Here is an 18,564-nt window from a genome sequence, read left to right as displayed (position 1 = left end):
AAAGCTTTAAAATGTAAGCGTTTAATTTAATGATACTAATATAGGGAGTGGTGGATGCGTGAAGAATATTGCGTGGATGACATTTATAGTAATGACAGTTCTTTTGCTTTCAGCTTGTGGAAGTAAGTCTGCTTCGGGTGGGGATAGTGAAAATAGTATCGATCAGTCAAGAGTTCGAGTGGTGATCGGTTCCTCATCTACTGGTGGAGATACTTATCAAAATGCTGAAGCCGTAAGCAGGTATTTAGAAGATGGACTGGGCACGAATATGAAAGTGGATGCGATTGGTGCAGTAAAGGCTTTTGACGAACTTTCTACAGCTAAAGACGACGGAAGCACGGTTATGTTTTTTCACGATATGGCTTATTTAGGTGTAGAGTATGGATCTTTTAAAGAAGAGAACAAACTGGAAAATTGGACAATCGGTCCTGTAGTAGCGATCAACCCAGGAAATGCCTTCTTAACAAGTGGCGATGCTCCCTATGATACGCTTGCAGAATCTGCTGAATGGTTGAATGAAAATCCTGAAGAAACTATTACGGTAGCTATTCAAGCAGGTGGTGTCTCTGAGATTGTTTTCGACGGTTATTATTTATGGGCCAAAGAGGAGTTTGGCACAGGGGTGTCTGACCGAATTAATGTATATGTGACAGGGTCCCAAGAAGATAAAAACCAAGCATTATGGGATGGGAACGCAGATATCATTCATGGCTCTATTGGATCTAACTCCGAGTATACAAAAAAAGGAGTAGAAGACAAGATTAAAATGAAGTTTTTGGGTGTTACAGCCAGTGAGCGTGTAGAGGGATATGATATACCGACAATGGCTGAACAAGGAATTACTGTAAACGGAAAAGAGTTTACGTTTGATAAAGAATTTTTCTTCTTAATGCCTAAAGAGGTGGATGAAGAGTTTGCTACCAAATTGGACCAGGCTGTTCAGGAAGTCGTAGATATGGAGAACTATCAAGAAGACCTACAAAAGAACGCCTATATCACTAATTATATTCCAGCCAAGGAGTCCACGGATTATTTATTAGAAAAACGTGAAGAAGTCAACCAAATTATTGAGGAAGCGCCTGATTTGGATAAAATAGCACAATAATTTTTTCAAAAAAGGGCCGGGTGTTGAAGTAGCACCTGGTCCCTCTCACTAACAATCAAAGAGGTGGGAATATGGAGGATTTACTTACTGTTGAACTCACATTCAGCGAATATCATATTATTTTTCCTAGAATAATCATTACTATTTTATTGATTTTAGGAGCGATGATTGTATTTAGATACTTTTATAAGCGCGTGAAACAAGGTAGTTCAAAAAAAAGAGAGTTCTCTTTTTTTATGGCTAACTATGATAAATCTAAACTTTTCGGTTCGGCGATCCTTCTCTTTCTCTATCCATTTATGATGGAACTGCTAGGATTTCTGATATCGACCATATTATTTATGTTTGTGATTACATTACTTTTTATAGGAAAGGTTCAAAAGAAGGCATTATTCACATCTTTGACAAATGCATTAGCCACTACTTTTGTAGTTTGGTATGTATTTGGTCAAGTGTTCGACATAACTTTGCCATAGAAGGGAGAGAGTTCGTTTGGAGTTGATAGGGATATTAAGTCCAATGTCCATCATGCTGTGCTTCCTAGGGGTATTGATCGGTATCATCTTCGGTTCCATTCCTGGAATGACCGCAACGATGGCCATTGCCATCTTCCTGCCAATCACTTATGCGCTCGATATGATAGATTCAATCGGATTATTGATTGGTTTATATGTAGGGGGAATCAGTGGCGGTCTAGTTCCAGCTATATTATTAAATATCCCGGGTACACCTTCTTCCCTTTGTACTACATTTGACGGTTATCCTATGACCCAAAATGGACAAGGGGAGAAAGCTCTTAAAGTGGGTATTACCGCTTCTGTTATTGGAGGACTTCTCAGTCTTACCATCCTATATTTCTTTGCCCCTCTGTTAGCCTCTGTAGCTATTGATTTTTCTTCTGTAGAAAAATTCCTGATCATCATTTTCGCATTGACCATCATCGCTTCCATATCGAAAGGAAGTCTACTAGTAGGAATGTTCAGTGGAATTCTAGGGGTTTTTATCAGTCTGATAGGGACTTTTGCTGATAACAACGAGATGAGGCTTATACCGCCTGGATTGGAAGACCAGCTTGTCTATGGTTTCTCCTTATTGCCTGTTCTTATCGGATTATTTGCTATTGGGCAAATGTTGATAGAAGCGGAAGAGGGAATGAAACCGGCGACCCACCAAAATATTGAATTGAACAAAGGTGAAAAGAGTAAGTTCAAGTTCCGGGTTTTCAAAAACCAAATTGTCAATCTATGCCGGTCATCTGTTTTAGGCACATTTATTGGTATCTTGCCAGGAGTAGGAGGAAGCGCTGCTTCTATCACTGCTTATTCTCAAGCCAAGAGTTTCTCGAAAAAACCTGGTAATTTTGGAAAAGGAGAGCCGGAAGGTCTGATCGCAAGTGAATCAGCTAACAATGGTCTTACCGGTGGAGCGCTCATTCCTCTATTATCATTAGGTATTCCAGGCGATAGTACGACAGCTATATTGATAGGTGCATTTTTGCTTCAAGGTATTGAAGTTGGGCCGCTGTTCATTCCAACAAATCCAGATTTGTGGAGCGGAATTATCTTTGCATTGATTCTAGCGAATATTGTGATGTTTGCTTTGATGTTTTTCTCTATAAGGTATTTTGCCAAGATTGTATACATCCCGAAGTACATTATATTTCCAATTATTATTGTGATGTGTGCAGTAGGTTCTTATGCGATCAACAACGGGGTAATGTTTGATGTATGGACCCTTCTATTATTCGGTCTTGCAGGATACATTTTTATGAAAATTGGTATTCAAATCCCGCCATTCTTGATCGGTTTCATCTTAGGAGCCCAATGCGAGAAGTATTTTATCGATAGTTTAAAAGGAAGTGGGGGAGACTTGACGATCTTCTTTACAAATGGACCGGTTGCTATTGGGTTGTGGGTTTTGATTATTGCTGCCTTAGCTTATGCGATATTTGATAATCTGAGATCCAAGAAAAATGAGACAAGGGAAGCTGCTTAAAAAATGAAGTCAGGAGTGATTAAAGGTGAACTCAATTAAAACTAAAAAAGAAACACCGGTCATCACGGGTTTAGAGGTATATACTGTAGCAGGTCAGGATAGCATGCTGTTGAATTTAAGTGGAGCTCATGCCCCCTATTTTACCAGGAACATTGTCATAGTGAAAGATAGTACAGGGGAGGTTGGAGTAGGAGAAGTTCCTGGTGGAGAAAATATCAAACAGACGCTTGAAGATTCAAGGGAGTTAATTGAAGGTCAAACAATCGGTAACTATAAAAATATATTAAAGAAAGTAAAGCAAACTTTCGCCGAACGTGATGCTTCAGGTAGAGGAAACCAAACGTTTGATCTGAGAGTGACCATCCACGCTGTCACAGCATTAGAATCTGCTTTTTTAGACTTACTAGGAAAGTTTCTGAATGTGCCAGCTGCTGCATTGCTAGGAGAGGGAATCCAGCGGGAAGAGATTCCGACTTTGGGTTATTTATTTTATATTGGAGACCGCTTGAAAACAGATCTTCCTTATCGTGAGGAACAGGAAGCGGATAATGAGTGGTTTAGAATTCGAAATGAAAAAGCATTGAGTGCAGATGAAATTGTACGTTTGGCAGAAGCAGCCTATGAACGTTACGGATTTAATGATTTTAAACTAAAAGGAGGCGTATTAGAAGGGGAAAAGGAAATGGAAGCGGTCACTGCTCTCCATGAACGTTTCCCAAATGCAAGAATCACTCTAGATCCTAATGGAGCGTGGTCTTTGGAGGAAGCTATACGTCTGTGTAAAGGACAAAACGATGTTCTTACATACGCAGAAGATCCTTGTGGGGATGAAGGGGGTTTTTCTGCACGCGAAGTGATGGCAGAATTTAAGAAAGCAACAGGCCTTCCAACGGCGACAAACATGATTGCAACAGATTGGAGGCAAATGGGGCATGCGGTTCAACTGCATTCCGTTGATATTCCGTTAGCGGATCCCCACTTCTGGACAATGAGCGGATCCGTCCGTGTGGCACAAATGTGTTCCGAATGGGGACTGACATGGGGATCCCACTCCAACAATCACTTTGATATTTCCTTAGCCATGTTCACTCATGTTGCTGCAGCGGCTCCTGGGGAAATCACGCCGATCGATACGCACTGGATTTGGCAGGATGGGCAGCACTTGACTAAAAATCCATATAAAATTATCGACGGGAAAATTCAGCTCCCAAATAAACCGGGTCTTGGAGTTGATATTGATATGAAGCAAGTGGAGAAAGCTCACGAAGTATATAAGGAAATGAATTTGGGGGCGAGGGATGATGCAAAGGCTATGCAGTATCTCATTCCGAACTGGACATTTGATCCGAAAAAGCCTTCATTAGTCCGTTAAAAAAATTGCTCATTTTAATGAGCAATTTTTTTACATAAAGAAAAGAAGGTAGACTCTACACAAAAGTAGAGTCTACCTTCTTTTCTTTTAAAAATATGCTTTTATTTTACCCATTCATCAATTAGATCTTGATTTTCTTCTACCCATTTCTCAGCACCATCAAGTGGGTCTTCGGAACCTTCCACATACTCGATAAGCTTACCGATTTGTTGATCATCCATCTTCCAATTCTTAAACCATTCGCTGATTTCTGGATATTCTTCTTCAAAGCCTTGTCTTGTAGCATGGTGAATCTTTTCAACTCCACCGAATGTGTTTTGTGGATCTTCAATAAATTTCAAGTCGTACTTGGAGAATATCCAGTGTGGGCTCCAAAGTGGCGCTACGATAGGCTCTTCCTCTTTTACTGCATTACCGATTTCCGCTAACATCGCAGATTCAGAGCTTGGTAATAGTTCAAGCTCCAGATTATAATCCTTAATTAATTGTTCCGTTACTTCCATCGTACCTGCACCCGGATCAAAACCAACTATTTCGCTATTGAACAACTCTTTATGTTCATTCAAGTCTTCAACACTGTTTACTTCTTCTACATAAGAGGGAACAACAAGTCCTACTTTTGCATTGTCATACCATGTAGCATCAGAGAAATTAACCGTATCCTGGTATTTATCCAAGTAATTCGCATCCTGAACAGGTAACCAAATTTCTAAACTAGCATCCAGGTCGCCATTTTCCAGCGCCCTCATTGTACTGCCCATGTTCAAATTGTTTAACTCCACATTGTAACCCTCATCTTCCAGAATCACTTTCCACATATTTGTGACAGCAATATTTTCAGCCCAGTTAATTTGGCCAATCGTTACTGATTCTGTATCTGAATCGGACTGTTCACTTTTTGATTCCCCATTAGCGTTTCCGCATGCTGTCAGTACAGAAATCATAAGAATCGCTAAAATAGAACTAAGTACTTTTTTGCACTTCTTCATGTTGAAAAACTCCCTTTATTATTTTATATATAACTCCAACAAACCCCGAACGTTAAGTATGTTAAGAATTTATTTAACAAAAATGCAATACGAACCTTACTCTTTTTTATAAGAGTCTAACGTTCGTATAATTAGCTAGTCTGAAATTAGTTTCTTTAGACTACCTGATGACTTCCTGCTTAATCTTGTTGATCTGTCGGCAAGAATTCAAATATCTCACCACTTCTTATACTTGCAACTAAGTCACCTAGCCAGCGGTAGTATGTTTTGGATTCTTCTAATTGATCATAGTATTCTTTTGCCTCGGCAACAATGTCCGGGGTACTGGCAGAATCTTTGATGACTTCTATGAAATCTTCTTGTGCTTCCTCAATGGCTTCCAAATTCATTTTCGATTCGCGTTCCCACATCTGACAATAGAACGCCATAAAGGAACGGAAAAAATTCTTCTCTGCTGCATACGTATGTTTCCTGGAACCCCGCGTAAATGTTTTTTTTACCATTTTAATTTCCTGGAGCCTGCGGACACTCGTACTCATACTAGGTTTACTCATTTCAAGTTCCTCACGCATTTCATCAAGCGTCATTTGATCTTTAAAGTACATTGTCGCATATAAATTTGCAGCGGCTGGTGTTACCCCATATAAATCCATCGTTTCCGCAATCGTACCGATGACTTTATCTTTAGCTTCTTCTAGTTTTCTCTTGGATCTATCAGTAGACTCACTCATTGGGTCGCTCCTTCAATACAAATTAAACTGTATTAAAATTAAATCAAATATTGTGTACGGACTTAATGTTAACGCGTACAAATCAAATGTCAAATGTGACGATTGGTTTTCATGGGCTGTGAATGTCCAACACCATATTAATCATAACCATTTTAAATATGTTTAATTCACACATTATTTCGTGTTTGGATTAAATTTTGACATCCCTCTAAGTACATGTTAGTGTTTAAAACGTTAAATAAATTTTTAATAAACTTAATTTAAATTTCCAAATTGGAGTTGATCGATATGGATCTTAAACTACAACAATACATTAATGGCAAATGGGTGGACGCGAAATCGGATAATACGCGTACGATTATTAATCCATTTAACCAAGAAATTATCGCCACAGTTCCTGAAGGCGATGAATCAGATGCAAAAGCGGCCATCGCTGCAGCAAGAGAAGCATTTGATAATGGAGAATGGGCTTTTACTCCAGCAACAGAACGAGGGGCTGTCGTAAGGAAGATTGCTGAATTGATTGAAAGGGACAAAGAAGAATTGGCATATTTAGAGTCTCTCGATACTGGTAAGACAGTAGAAGAAAGCCGGGGAGACATGGAAGATATAGCCGGAGTGTTCCGTTATTATGGGGAACTTGCAGATAAAGATGGCGGAGAACTCATTGATTCTCCTGTGCCGAACTCTATCAGTAAAGTGGTTCACGAACCGGTTGGTGTATGTGGGCAAATCACACCATGGAACTACCCTTTACTTCAAGCGTCCTGGAAATTGGCCCCAGCGCTTGCGACTGGAAACACTTTGGTTATGAAGCCGAGTGAAATTACACCACTTACCACTATAAAAGTATTTGAACTGATGGAAGAGGCAGGAGTGCCGGCTGGTGTTGCCAACCTGGTCCTTGGTGCAGGCGATACCATTGGAGAAGAATTGTCCAATAACACGGATGTTGATCTTATTTCTTTCACGGGCGGCATTGCGACAGGGAAAAAAATTATGCAAGCGGCAAGCGTAAATGTGAAGAAGCTCGCACTTGAACTTGGCGGTAAAAACCCGAATGTGATTTTTGCTGATGCTGATTTTGATTTAGCTGTCGACCAAGCGTTAAACGGCGTATTTTTCCACGCAGGTCAAATCTGTTCTGCTGGTACAAGACTTATAGTAGAAGAAAGCATACACGACGAGTTCGTGAACGCACTGGTGGAACGAGTGAAAAAATTCAAGCTGGGAAGCGGATTTGACGAGGATACGCAAATGGGACCGCTGATTTCAGCAGACCACCTTGCGAAGGTAGAAAAGTATGTAGAAGCAGGGATCGAAGAAGGGGCCACTTTAGCTGTTGGTGGCAAACGCCCAGAAGATCCGGAACTGCAAAAAGGATTTTTCTACTTACCTACGATTTTCACAGACTGCACAACAGACATGAAAGTTGTCCAGGAAGAAGGGTTTGGTCCTGTCATCACAGTTGAAAAATTCCGGAGTGAAGAAGAAGCGGTAAAGCTTTCTAATGACTCAATCTACGGACTTGCTGGTGGTGTGTTCACAAACGATATTGCAAAAGCGGAACGCTGTGCAGCAAAAATGCGCATGGGGACAGTATGGATCAATGAATTCAACCTTTATTTTCCCCACGCACCATGGGGTGGGTTTAAGCAGTCTGGTATTGGACGCGAACTAGGCAAACTCGGAATGGAGGAATATACAGAAACAAAACATATATTCCAAAACCTTAAACCTGAACCTATTAATTGGTTCTAAGCCAACTATCTATATCTATTTTCTTCAGAACCACTCAAAGAGAAGTGCAAAACTTATCTAATGAATTGGTGTAAGTGATTTTATAAAAAAACTAGGTTTGATAAATGGAGGAAGGTACTTGAGCGATGCTTTTCGTATTGGCTGAATCCCTATTCCTTCATTTCAACACGAGGAGGAACAGAAGATGAGTGAAAGATATGACATTGTCATTGTTGGAGGCGGTAGTGCGGGCTCTGTACTCGGAGACCGTTTAAGTGAAGATGGGAAGAAAAGTGTACTTGTTTTAGAGGCGGGACGCAGTGATTATTCTTGGGACTTATTGATCCAAATGCCGGCAGCATTACCATTTCCTGCGGGGAAAAGTCTTTATGACTGGAAATATGAATCAGATCCGGAACCTTATATGAATGGACGCAGAATCAAACATGCTAGAGGGAAAGTGCTTGGAGGCTCCAGTTCCATCAACGGTATGATCTATCAACGTGGAAATCCGATGGACTATGAACGTTGGGGAGCAGATGAAGGTATGGAAAACTGGGATTTTGCCCACTGCCTTCCATATTTTAAACGTCTGGAAAATGCATTAGGCTCTCCGGATGATGATCTCCGTGGCCATGATGGACCAATCAAATTGGAACGCGGACCAGCTAAAAATCCATTATTCCAAGCCTTCTTTAATTCGGGTGTAGAAGCTGGTTACTCAAGAACTCCTGATGTGAACGGTTTCCGTCAAGAGGGATTCGGACCATTTGATAAGCATGTGTATAAAGGCCAGCGCTTATCTGCTTCCCGTGCCTATTTGCATCCGGCAATGAAGCGTGAGAATCTAACGGTAAGGACTCGTGCATTCGTTAAGAGTATCGATTTTGATGGTACTCGTGCCAAAGGGTTGACATATCAACGAAACGGAAAAACTCATCAAGTTGAAGCAGGGGAAGTCATTTTATCAGGTGGTGCCATTAATACGCCGCAGCTTCTTCAATTGTCAGGAGTAGGAGAGGCTGAACACCTTCGCTCTCTTGGAATCAAACCGGTAGTCAACCTTCCAGGGGTGGGAGAAAACCTCCAGGATCACCTTGAAGTATACATTCAACACGCTTGTCCGGTGCCTGTTTCTGAACAGCCTAACTTAAATAAAGCTCGCATGCCATGGATCGGTTTGCAGTGGATGTTCGGACGTACTGGACCAGCAGCGACCAACCATTTTGAAGGAGGAGGTTTCGTCCGTTCAAACGAAGACGTCGAATACCCGAATTTGATGTATCATTTCCTCCCAGTAGCGGTACGGTACGATGGACAAAAAGCACCGACAGATCATGGATTCCAAGTACATGTGGGACCTATGTATTCTGATGCACGGGGATCATTGAAGATTCGTTCCAAAGACCCTAAAGAGCATCCGAGCATGGTCTACAATTACCTTTCTACTGAACAGGACAAACGTGAGTGGGTGGAAGCAGTAAGAGTCACCCGTAAGATTATGTCCCAACCAGCAATGAAACCTTATAATGCAGGGGAGATCTCACCAGGTCCTACTGTTCAGACAGATGAGGAAATATTGGAATGGGTGAAAGAAGATGCGGAAACGGCACTTCATCCGTCTTGCACGGCAAAAATGGGACCAGCTTCAGACCCAATGGCTGTCGTAGATCCGAATTCAATGAAAGTCCACGGCCTCGACAACGTACGAGTAGTCGATGCATCTGCCATGCCTTACGTTACGAACGGCAATATCCATGCACCTGTGTTGATGTTGGCAGAGAAGGCTGCAGACCTTATCCTTGGACGTAAACCCCTGGATCCAATTGATGCCGACTTCTATCGTCATGGCGTACATCCGGCTGATGCAGGCACAGTAACTAAATAATATTTTCCTTGAGAAGGGCTCTATCAAAAATGTATTTGTGAATCATACATTTACGATAGAGTGCCTTCTTTTTTTAAATTATATATGGGTTGGCTAATTTTCACGTAAAAAAAGGCTTAAGGTCTTTTATTGCCCTCGAGTCCATTTGTAACAGAAAATCAACGTTTGCGATTCACATAGTGCCCATAATCTGGAATTGCTATCCGATCAAAATCTTGTACTAACCTCTTCAAACCGTCCGAAAGCTCTTTGCCGTATACTGGCTTCCCGTGGCCGGTCACCGCGACAGATGGGTTTAACGCTTCAAGATTTTGCACAGAATCTCTTGCTGCTTCCCAATCAGTGGTCAAATACCTCGGAGGACCGTTAATTTCCTTATGTTGCGTGATTACCTTATAAAGCGATTCTTGTTTTACCGTGACAAAAGCATCGCCCGCAATCAGCGCACGGTCCTCATCACGGAATAAGGAAATATGGCCTGGGGTATGCCCGGGTGTATGGATCCATCGCCAATCAGGAAGATGGGGAACAGTACCATCTGAAGGAAGTGGCTTCACGTGATTACCCAAATCAACCGGCTCATTTGGGAACATTGGAGACATTTTTGCCACTAAGCCGCCTTCGACTGACCCATCCGGTTCTGGGTAACTTGATTCCCCAGTTAAAAAAGGGAGTTCAGCTTCGTGAGCATACACAGGAACATCCCATTCTTCAACTAAATCCACCACGGCTCCTACATGATCAAAGTGGCCGTGTGTCAGTACGATCGCTTTTGGTTTACTATTTTCACCAAACCGTTCTTCTATAGCTTTAATAATACTGTCGGCTGATTTAGGCATGCCCGTGTCAACTAACACCCAATCGTTTGCTTTTTTAGAGTTTTCTACACAACATATATTTACAATCTGGTTTGGGTAACAGTAAAGATCAGGGAGTACCTGGTAAGCCATGTCACTTGTTAAAGAGAACAGTGGAAGAGGTTTGTTATCCATAGGATTTTTTATACCATCCTGTTTGTTTTTTTTCATGAGTATTCACTCTCCTTTGTTCTTGTAGTATAGTTAGTAGATTTGATGAAACCATTGGTGGTCTCAATTCCAACATTCCCTTTGAGTAGGTGATTCATGCTTTAAAAAGGAATACTGTTATATTTTCCGTGTTTGAGGCGAATATAAATAAGGAGAATATCTCTTGAACAACCCTTCTTTTTGATTTGTAGGTAATAGATATGTAGCGATACAGAGGGAGGGTAATATTATCGCTCTGTATCGTAAAGGGAGATAAGAAAGGATAAAGTGGTTGGACGTTTAGATATTAGTAGCCTCCGCCAAATCCACCGCCGTAGCCGCCACCTACGTAAGATGACCCAACGATGATAAGCAAAATAAACAGAACGACAATCAAGGCGAATCCTGTTCCATATCCTGCACCCATAATGCCACCTCCTTTCTTACAATACTTTATACTATGAAGAAAATAGAAGAAGGGAAAGGCTTATATCTTCCTAAATCCATAAAGTAATAGGAGAGTAAAAGGATAGATGGATTTTAGAGGTTCTGTGTTATTAGGAAAAGTAAGTTAAAAACTATAACTAAACTTTTTAACTATACAATATTAGTGAACCAGCATATGTAAACATATAAGACTTTTAAAAGGTGGGGCTTTTATGCCTTGTATAATAATAGGAAGAATAAGAATCAATAGTATGAGTGGAGGTATAGTGAACTTTGGGGATTCATTGTATATTGCTCCCAGTAATATCACTATTTCAGGAGCGGATGGAGAGATAGATGATGATTCGTTCATCTCTCCAGAAGTAGACACAGGAGTTGGGCAGGCAGTGACGGATCCGAATATAAACTAGGAAATTACTAGGGACTATATTTGGGCGCGGATATTATCTCTAGTAAAAAATAACAAGAAATTGCTACCACTTGTTTTGTAATAATCGAAAAAAGCACCCTGCCTTTGGATAATTCCAAGGCAGGGTGCTTTTTTGTAAATTTATTAAGATGATTTTACCCAATAAGCAGCTTCGTTTTCAGAAGGAGAAGGTGGGAACTGATCTCCTTCACTCAAGCTGATTTCAGTATTATCATCTGTTTTATTTCCATTTACAAGTTTATCCACTTTATAGTTGCCGGATTCTGGAGCTTTTTCACCTGTTTTAAATTGTTTGTTTGCCATCATTAAACACCTCCGTTATAATAGTCGTATCAATTAAATAAAGTTACCAGCTTTATTTTGTGCGAGCGGCTGAAATTTAGTTATTGTTAGAACCATTACCTGAATTTCGGCCGCCTTTTTTACCTATTTTCTCGTAATGTTCTTCTCCGTACTTACTACTTGTAGTTTCTCCGCCTTTTTGGCCAATCTCTTCATAGAATTCCTGGTCATGTTCTTGAGCGGTAGTTTCTCCGCCTTTTTTACCAATCTCTTCATAGAATTCCTGGTCATGTTCTTGAGCGGTAGTTTCTCCGCCTTTTTGACCGATCTCTTCATAAAATTCCTGGTCATGATTTTGAGCGGTAGTTTCTCCGCCTTTTTGACCGATCTCTTCATAGAATTCCTGGTCATGATTTTGAGCGGTAGTTTCTCCGCCTTTTTGACCGATCTCTTCATAAAATTCCTGGTCGTGATTTTGAGCGGTAGTTTTTCCGCCTTTTCGACCTGCTTCCTCTGTAGTCATTGTTTGGTTTTTGTTTTGTTTATTGTTTTTAGCCATTTCCATCTACCTCCTATCTTATTGATATATTAATATGTACCACCAGCTTAATGGAATTCAAACATAAATTTTGATTGTAATATTTTCTTAATATAAGTAGAGTTTTATCTGATTCTATTTTTAACTAGGATAGCAATGGTTCCTAGAACAAGTAAATTTAACCTTGCGAACAGCAGCCCCCTTTACAACAACATCTTCTTCCATATTTGGAGGAAAGAAAGTGGCCAACCCTGGAAAACTGGTTGACCATCATGCATTAATACCTGAAGTTTTTAAAATACAGAATGTAGTTAGGTGATTTTAAACACTGAGCGAGGCATTTTATAAATGAATAAACAGGGGGGTATCAAGTGTTTTACGCTTACCCTTTTGTTAATCCCTTATGATTGGTGACTTGTGGTGGTTGCTCTAACCATTCGTTCTTAATCATTATTTCTACACCGTCTTTTGCATATTGAGCATTTTCTGTTGTTAAACGAACATAAGATGTGGCAATATCCGTTCTTAAACTCGCTGCTGAAGCTGTGGCATAATTTGATATGCTTGATGAAATTAATAATGATGTTTGATACATGATCAGTTTGTCTGTGAATGGTGATTTAGTAGAATCAGTTACCTCAAGGTCAGAGGCCGCTGGGGGTTGAATATCCTCCTTAGTTAACATGGATTGAAAAACTTCCACATGTTTTTTTGCTATTTCAGCACCTCTTATGCAATAGGCACGAACTTTCTTATCCTTTGCCACTTGAGCGAAACCTTTTAAAAGAACATTACCAATCATGTTCGTTTCGTTGTTTGCCTGTATATGGGTGATCTCAATTATATTTATAGGTCTATTGCTAAAAAAGCCACCTAAATAATTCTTTTTATCAATAAAATCAATAGTATCAGTTGTTGACACAAAAGGGGCTCTTATAAATATTCCTTTGGACAATAAGACATTTGTGGTTTTGTTATATAGTTCTGTCGAGGTTTGGATCGCTTGACTTAAAAAATCCCGAACCTCTGATTTGGCAGAGGCTGCCAAAGCTACACCATAAACAGATAAACCAACCTTTGCCATGTTTTTAAGGTAGTAGAGGTAAAAGGTATCCGAATATAAGCGTGGTGCGCTTTCACATACGTCTTCCTCTGTGAAACCGACAGGGATTGGTTGATTATCCTCTTGTAGCAACTCACGACTTATATCAAAGTTTCTTTCTGATATAAATAATGCGAATTCTAAAACTGATTTAACATCCTGATCATCAACATTTGCTAAAAAGTATTTGAGCATACATATGGAAAAACTGTTTTGTTGATAACTATTCCATACTATGGAAAATTCTGATGATGTCAACCTTGGTTTATGTTCACCTTGCATGGAAAAAACCCCCATAATGATTAGATAACTTTATCATTCTCTTATAGAGGGAAAGTATACAGGTTTTAAATGTTACTTTTATAAAACATACAGCAAAACAAGAGCTCCCGAATTCGCATGGGAGCTCTCTAATATAGTGCTTTTATTTCTATTGCTGAACGGGTTGGAAGAAAGAGCTGAGGGAACTTAAGCTTTCTTCAGAAGCTGGTAACAGTGGGTAATATCCTTTCTGAACCATATATTGCCATACTTCATAAGCATGCCGGTTGCTATTTAGAAAGGCTTTCTCTAGAAAATGTCTTAAATCTGGATTCGCACATTCCACGGAAGCTACAGCATAATTCTTAGCTGAACCTTTCTGATTTAGTAAATATGCAGTCGCAATCTCTCTGTCAGTATGGGTTTGTACTTCTGTTCTTGGCTGACCTGGCTGAGGTGTGCCTACATTAGAAGTAAAATCACTAAGCTTCCGTACCTGTTGATCAGGCTGAAATTTATCTATGTCCGGTGTACTTTGACTTTGTAAGAACTCGACCTTCAAATTATAATCAGCGACATGTAGGGGAAACTGACGAGTGAGCATCTGCTTGAGTTCGGGATCTTGAGCTTGTTGAATAAAGCTTGCCATACAACCGATTGTATTATAGCACCCCATAGTTAATTCGGCTAAATCGTTCAATTCATGTGAAGCAAGTTTCATGTCATCGTCTCCTTTATTATAGTAAAAGTTATTTTTTCCCTTATTTAGGGATTTACGAACCCTTTTAATATCCACCGGTAATTGTTTTTTATTCGTAGAGGTTGATATCATTGCTTAGAGAAACCGTAAATAGAAAGGTGACCCTCCCCCAGCCACCAGCTCCAATCAAAAATGTTGATTCTATGTAATCAACGACTAATGGGTTAATAATATACACCCAATTTATCCATCCTTTATAAGAAAAATTCTCCACTCTACAGAGAGTGGAGAGTAAGATCCAATGATATTGGATACATATTTTCTCAGTCTTTTTGAGCCATACCTACAAGAGAAATCATCTTTTTTATATAGGAAAAAGCTTTTCCAAGATACCAAAATTATCAGGCATGATTTCTATTTTCTATACCAAGGGATTTTGGATCATTTTTCAACTTCATGTTTAACAACCTCCAAATCATGGCAATTGGGAGAATGTAAGTAAATTTAAAAATTTTACTTGAAAGGTGGTTGGAACCATGACAGTAGTAAATGAGCTGATGAGCACTAATTTGGCTACATGCAATGCTACAGATGATTTGGTCACAGTCGCCAAGCATATGAAAGAAGAGGATGTAGGTTTTGTACCGCTGGTAGAAGGTGACAAATATGTTGGGGTCGTTACAGACCGTGACATTGTTGTCAAAGGGCTTGCCAAAGGGTCATCTGATAATGTGAAAGCTTCCGATGTAATGACAGAAAAAATTATTACGGGTTATCCGGATATGGACGCGGAAGAGGCAGCTCGTTTAATGCAGGAACATCAAATCAAACGACTTTTAGTTGTAGAAAATGATTCCATTCAAGGTGTTATCTCCCTTGGAGATGTAGGTGCCCAAGGTTCCGACGATGTCGCTGGTGACATTGTGCGTGAAGTTTCCAAAGGCTATGCAAATAACTAAAAAGATAAAGAAGAGAGCGCAGTAGAAGTTTTTCTTCTACTGCGCTTTTTTAGGAGGTAAGGTTATGTACGAAGAAATCCTCGAACAAACAGATCATCGCCAAACTCCTTTACCACATGGCCCATGGGTGATGAGCCAAAAGTGGGAAAACCTCCTTTTTATGCATTTCACCGTATCTAAACAAGCGCTACAAGCACATCTTCCGGAAGGAATGGTTGTTGATTGCTATCAAGGAGAAGCTTGGGTGACAATTCTGCCATTTGAAGTGACGGACATGCATTTCCGCAAGACACCATCCATCCCCTACTTGCATTCCTACTTAGAGCTCAATGTGAGAACATATGTAAAGAAGAATGGCTTGCCGGGATTGTATTTCTTTAGCTTGGATGCTAACAAACTGATGGCTGTTTTAGGGGCAAGAGTAACGACTCTCCCTTATTTCTATGCTCAAATGGGTATGTGGCGGGAAGGAAATAATATTCATTATAAAAGTAAGCGTTGGGGGAAATCAAAGGCTAGTCTGCGGGCATCCTTCCGTCCTCATTCTTCCGCTTACTTTTCAAAGTCAGGTTCACTTGATGAATGGCTGCTTGAAAGATACTATGCCTGGAAAACCAACAGAAATAATACCGTGGAAGTAGGTATACACCATATGCCCTGGCAGGTGCAGGAAGTAGAGGCCAACATCCAGACCTATCAGTTGACTCCTTTTGATTTTGAAACTCTTGGGAAGGGGAGGGTGCTCTTTCATTATTCACCTGAGAAGCGTGTTTTATTTTGGCCTATAAAAATCATTAAATGAAGCTTCCTTTTTTAAGGAAGCTTCTTGTTATTGGGCTTTTTTATTTTGCAAGTAACGGGTTCTTTGCTTTCGGAATGGCTTAACTGTCACCACTATAATACTGAGCATAATGATTGCAAAGCCAATAAAAAAATTTAGGCTTAAGGATTCTCCTAATAGTAGCCAACCAAACAAAGATCCTACTAATGGCTGAAAAAAGTAAAATAATGACCCTACACCTGCTTCCATAAGTTCCATACCTTTATTCCAGAAATAAAAGCCGCCTGCTGTTGAAACCACACCAAGATATACAATCCCTACAATAATACTCCCATTTGGCAGTGGCAAAATAGTTGACTGCAATTCCCACACCATCAACGGGGAAGTCATAAGCATTCCAAAAAAAATACCATATCCAGTTATTTCCAATGAAGAGAACTTTTTTGCAGCAATTTTTACATAAACCGAAAGTAAAGCCCATGAAATGGCTGCCATAACTAGGATAATACTTCCCGTTAAGTAATCACCCATCCCAGTATCCCATTCAATCACAATTGTAACGCCTGTTATAGCTAACAGAAGTGAGGCGGCCTTTCTTGCCGTAATCTTTTCTTTCAGAATTATCCTGGCGAATAATACTAGAAAGATAGGAGTGGTAGCAGTAAGTAGTGATCCTGTGTGGGCATTCGATAATTCTACTCCAATAAATTGAAATGAAATAGTCACCAGATAACCGATAAAGCCAATCCAAAGTAATAGAAACCAGTCTTTCTTTGTCTTTGCTCTATTGTCTTTTTGCGTCCATTTCAGTAAAGAGAAGAGGACAATACTTCCGATGAAATACCGAATAACCATTAAAGTGAAAGGAGGGATATATTCTAACACATATTTACTTGCGACAAACATACCTCCCCATATGCTTGCGGCTAACGACAAAGACAGGGCACCAAGCAGAGTGCGTTCCATCAAACTCCCCCGAATAAATCAAGTACAAACTTTATTACCCCTCATATTTTTAAATAAACAGAGTTCCAAATGATTTTTAAAGGGGTTTTTCTCTTAGCAACAGGGGTACCTTTCCCTTATTACCTAGGAGAAGAGAAGAATAAAAAAACCAGCCCCCTTGTAGTTTTAGGAGCTGGTTATTTGCTGATATTTTTTAGTGAGCATAGGATCGTACACGGTTATTCTTCGGTAAAACATGTGAAGCTAAATAAATATGAAATCCATATTCTGCTATTGCAATAATGACTGCTGAGATTAATGCCGCAAGTAATGCGGAGCCGTCGATACTCATGAACCAACTGGCAGCCGCCCATACGACGAGGAAAGTTAAACCAAGATCAGCAATTGTGGCAGGTAAATTGTTCGTTTTGGGAAGAATAAAAAGATCCCCTGACAGATAGGATATGGCACCCAAGACTAGTGTGAGCAGCAATACTCCTCCAAAGGAAGCCCCATAACCAATTCCTAAAACGAGATAAAGCACAATCAATGTTAAGACGCTTTTGATTGCTAAAGCTTTAACATGTTCCATAGTTATAACTCCCCTTTCATATTAGGTTATATGTTTCTATAACCGGACATTTCCTTTCGTAAACTTCAAGGGAGCAAAAGAGAACGTGAAAGTAAGTTTTACATGATAGTTCCTGATATTACAAGAGTGATGTTTCATAGTGTTCTAACACAGTTTATTCTACCGAGAAATGAGAAATGAACTTAATGTGACACGATAAATTGCTAAGGAGGTCGTTTGAGATGGCAAAAAGTAATCAAAAAAGAAGTATGACTACAGAGGAAGCTGGCCGTAAAGGCGGTGGAAAAATATCCCGTAAATACGACCAGGAGCATTTTGAAGAGATTGGTCAAAAAGGCGGCGAAAAAGTAGCCGGCGAATATAGCCAGGAACATTTTGGAAATATCGGTCAAGAGGGTGGGGAGACCACCAGCGAAAAATATGGGAAAGAACATTATGAGGACATCGGACAAAAAGGTGGCCGGAACTCAGGAAACGGCTCCGTTCCTAATTCCTAATTTGGAATAATTCCACTATTTGAAAAATTTAAATCGAGTCACGAAATCCTAAAAATACTATTGGCGTTATGGAAAAGATGAAAAGACCGTTAGCATTACATGATGAAACTATTAAAACCGGGTTAACAATAAATTTTTTAAGGAAAAATGGTTTATTTTAGGTGAAAAACGAGAATAGAAGTTAATGTGACATGATAAATTGC

The 18,564-nt window shown here is 39.9% G+C and carries 21 protein-coding genes; 10 read left to right on the top strand and 11 right to left on the bottom strand.

Features of this window, described 5'->3' with window-relative positions; genetic code table 11:
* The first annotated feature begins 58 nt into the window (after positions 1–58).
* The 4 genes from BMZ58_RS09045 (at position 59) to gudD (ending at position 4,472) form a co-directional block, all read left to right on the top strand.
* Positions 59–1,105, top strand: a complete 1,047-nt coding sequence (locus BMZ58_RS09045) for a tripartite tricarboxylate transporter substrate-binding protein (protein ID WP_083412654.1) — start codon at positions 59–61, stop codon at positions 1,103–1,105.
* 71 nt (positions 1,106–1,176) lie between these two features.
* Entirely contained in the window at positions 1,177–1,581 is a 405-nt protein-coding gene (locus tag BMZ58_RS09040; protein WP_075036218.1) for a tripartite tricarboxylate transporter TctB family protein, read from the top strand.
* Between the two features lie 43 nt (positions 1,582–1,624).
* On the top strand, positions 1,625–3,100 hold the full coding sequence (locus tag BMZ58_RS09035) for a tripartite tricarboxylate transporter permease (RefSeq protein WP_075036307.1): 1,476 nt from the start codon (positions 1,625–1,627) through the stop codon (positions 3,098–3,100).
* Positions 3,101–3,125: 25 nt separating this feature from the next.
* Positions 3,126–4,472: a glucarate dehydratase gene (gudD, locus tag BMZ58_RS09030; protein WP_075036217.1), complete on the top strand. Its 1,347-nt coding sequence runs from the start codon at positions 3,126–3,128 to the stop codon at positions 4,470–4,472.
* A gap of 101 nt (positions 4,473–4,573) precedes the next feature.
* Here gudD and BMZ58_RS09025 read toward each other — a convergent pair whose 3' ends face one another.
* Both BMZ58_RS09025 and cudC read right to left on the bottom strand, forming a co-directional pair.
* A complete protein-coding gene (locus tag BMZ58_RS09025) occupies positions 4,574–5,461 on the bottom strand; it encodes a glycine betaine ABC transporter substrate-binding protein (RefSeq protein WP_075036216.1) in 888 nt (295 codons plus the stop codon).
* Positions 5,462–5,640: 179 nt separating this feature from the next.
* On the bottom strand, positions 5,641–6,192 hold the full coding sequence (gene cudC / locus BMZ58_RS09020; RefSeq protein ID WP_075036215.1) for a choline uptake/conversion transcriptional regulator CudC: 552 nt from the start codon (positions 6,190–6,192) through the stop codon (positions 5,641–5,643).
* Positions 6,193–6,480: 288 nt separating this feature from the next.
* On the opposite strand from cudC, the gene betB reads away from it, so the two are divergent.
* Both betB and betA read left to right on the top strand, forming a co-directional pair.
* Entirely contained in the window at positions 6,481–7,953 is a 1,473-nt protein-coding gene (gene betB / locus BMZ58_RS09015) for a betaine-aldehyde dehydrogenase (protein ID WP_075036214.1), read from the top strand.
* A gap of 184 nt (positions 7,954–8,137) precedes the next feature.
* A complete protein-coding gene (betA, locus tag BMZ58_RS09010; protein ID WP_075036213.1) occupies positions 8,138–9,820 on the top strand; it encodes a choline dehydrogenase in 1,683 nt (560 codons plus the stop codon).
* Between the two features lie 158 nt (positions 9,821–9,978).
* On the opposite strand, the gene BMZ58_RS09005 is transcribed toward betA, so the two are convergent.
* Positions 9,979–10,812 (bottom strand): MBL fold metallo-hydrolase, encoded by an 834-nt coding sequence (locus tag BMZ58_RS09005; protein ID WP_075036306.1) that lies wholly within the window; start codon positions 10,810–10,812, stop codon positions 9,979–9,981.
* A gap of 322 nt (positions 10,813–11,134) precedes the next feature.
* Positions 11,135–11,254 carry a YjcZ family sporulation protein gene (locus BMZ58_RS09000; protein ID WP_075036212.1) on the bottom strand — a complete coding sequence of 40 codons (120 nt, stop codon included), beginning with the start codon at positions 11,252–11,254 and terminating at the stop codon, positions 11,135–11,137.
* A gap of 232 nt (positions 11,255–11,486) precedes the next feature.
* On the opposite strand from BMZ58_RS09000, the gene BMZ58_RS08995 reads away from it, so the two are divergent.
* The gene (locus BMZ58_RS08995) at positions 11,487–11,684 is read left to right on the top strand and encodes a spore germination protein (protein WP_075036211.1); all 198 of its coding nucleotides are present in this window, start codon (positions 11,487–11,489) and stop codon (positions 11,682–11,684) included.
* 143 nt (positions 11,685–11,827) lie between these two features.
* On the opposite strand, the gene BMZ58_RS08990 is transcribed toward BMZ58_RS08995, so the two are convergent.
* The 5 genes from BMZ58_RS08990 to BMZ58_RS21595 form a co-directional block, all read right to left on the bottom strand.
* On the bottom strand, positions 11,828–12,007 hold the full coding sequence (locus BMZ58_RS08990; protein WP_075036305.1) for a YjzC family protein: 180 nt from the start codon (positions 12,005–12,007) through the stop codon (positions 11,828–11,830).
* 76 nt (positions 12,008–12,083) lie between these two features.
* On the bottom strand, positions 12,084–12,545 hold the full coding sequence (locus BMZ58_RS08985) for a general stress protein (RefSeq protein WP_075036210.1): 462 nt from the start codon (positions 12,543–12,545) through the stop codon (positions 12,084–12,086).
* Positions 12,546–12,906: 361 nt separating this feature from the next.
* Positions 12,907–13,908, bottom strand: a complete 1,002-nt coding sequence (locus tag BMZ58_RS08980) for a DUF3231 family protein (protein WP_075036209.1) — start codon at positions 13,906–13,908, stop codon at positions 12,907–12,909.
* Positions 13,909–14,056: 148 nt separating this feature from the next.
* Entirely contained in the window at positions 14,057–14,608 is a 552-nt protein-coding gene (locus tag BMZ58_RS08975; protein WP_075036304.1) for a spore coat protein, read from the bottom strand.
* 88 nt (positions 14,609–14,696) lie between these two features.
* Positions 14,697–14,825 (bottom strand): hypothetical protein, encoded by a 129-nt coding sequence (locus BMZ58_RS21595; protein ID WP_279626123.1) that lies wholly within the window; start codon positions 14,823–14,825, stop codon positions 14,697–14,699.
* 298 nt (positions 14,826–15,123) lie between these two features.
* On the opposite strand from BMZ58_RS21595, the gene BMZ58_RS08970 reads away from it, so the two are divergent.
* Positions 15,124–15,546, top strand: coding sequence for a CBS domain-containing protein (locus BMZ58_RS08970; protein WP_075036208.1), 423 nt, complete (start codon positions 15,124–15,126; stop codon positions 15,544–15,546).
* Between the two features lie 64 nt (positions 15,547–15,610).
* The gene (locus BMZ58_RS08965; RefSeq protein WP_075036207.1) at positions 15,611–16,348 is read left to right on the top strand and encodes a YqjF family protein; all 738 of its coding nucleotides are present in this window, start codon (positions 15,611–15,613) and stop codon (positions 16,346–16,348) included.
* Positions 16,349–16,375: 27 nt separating this feature from the next.
* Here BMZ58_RS08965 and BMZ58_RS08960 read toward each other — a convergent pair whose 3' ends face one another.
* Together BMZ58_RS08960 and BMZ58_RS08955 are read right to left on the bottom strand one after the other, a co-directional pair.
* Positions 16,376–17,293 (bottom strand): DMT family transporter, encoded by a 918-nt coding sequence (locus tag BMZ58_RS08960; RefSeq protein ID WP_075036206.1) that lies wholly within the window; start codon positions 17,291–17,293, stop codon positions 16,376–16,378.
* 193 nt (positions 17,294–17,486) lie between these two features.
* Positions 17,487–17,864 (bottom strand): YndM family protein, encoded by a 378-nt coding sequence (locus BMZ58_RS08955; RefSeq protein WP_075036205.1) that lies wholly within the window; start codon positions 17,862–17,864, stop codon positions 17,487–17,489.
* A gap of 221 nt (positions 17,865–18,085) precedes the next feature.
* On the opposite strand from BMZ58_RS08955, the gene BMZ58_RS08950 reads away from it, so the two are divergent.
* Entirely contained in the window at positions 18,086–18,361 is a 276-nt protein-coding gene (locus BMZ58_RS08950; protein ID WP_075036204.1) for a general stress protein, read from the top strand.
* The last annotated feature ends 203 nt before the right edge of the window (positions 18,362–18,564 follow it).

The sequence above is a fragment of the Halobacillus dabanensis genome, assembly GCF_900114165.1.
Classification (GTDB): Bacteria; Bacillota; Bacilli; order Bacillales; family Halobacillaceae; genus Halobacillus; species Halobacillus dabanensis.
This window is presented reverse-complemented; position numbering and strand designations above follow the sequence as displayed.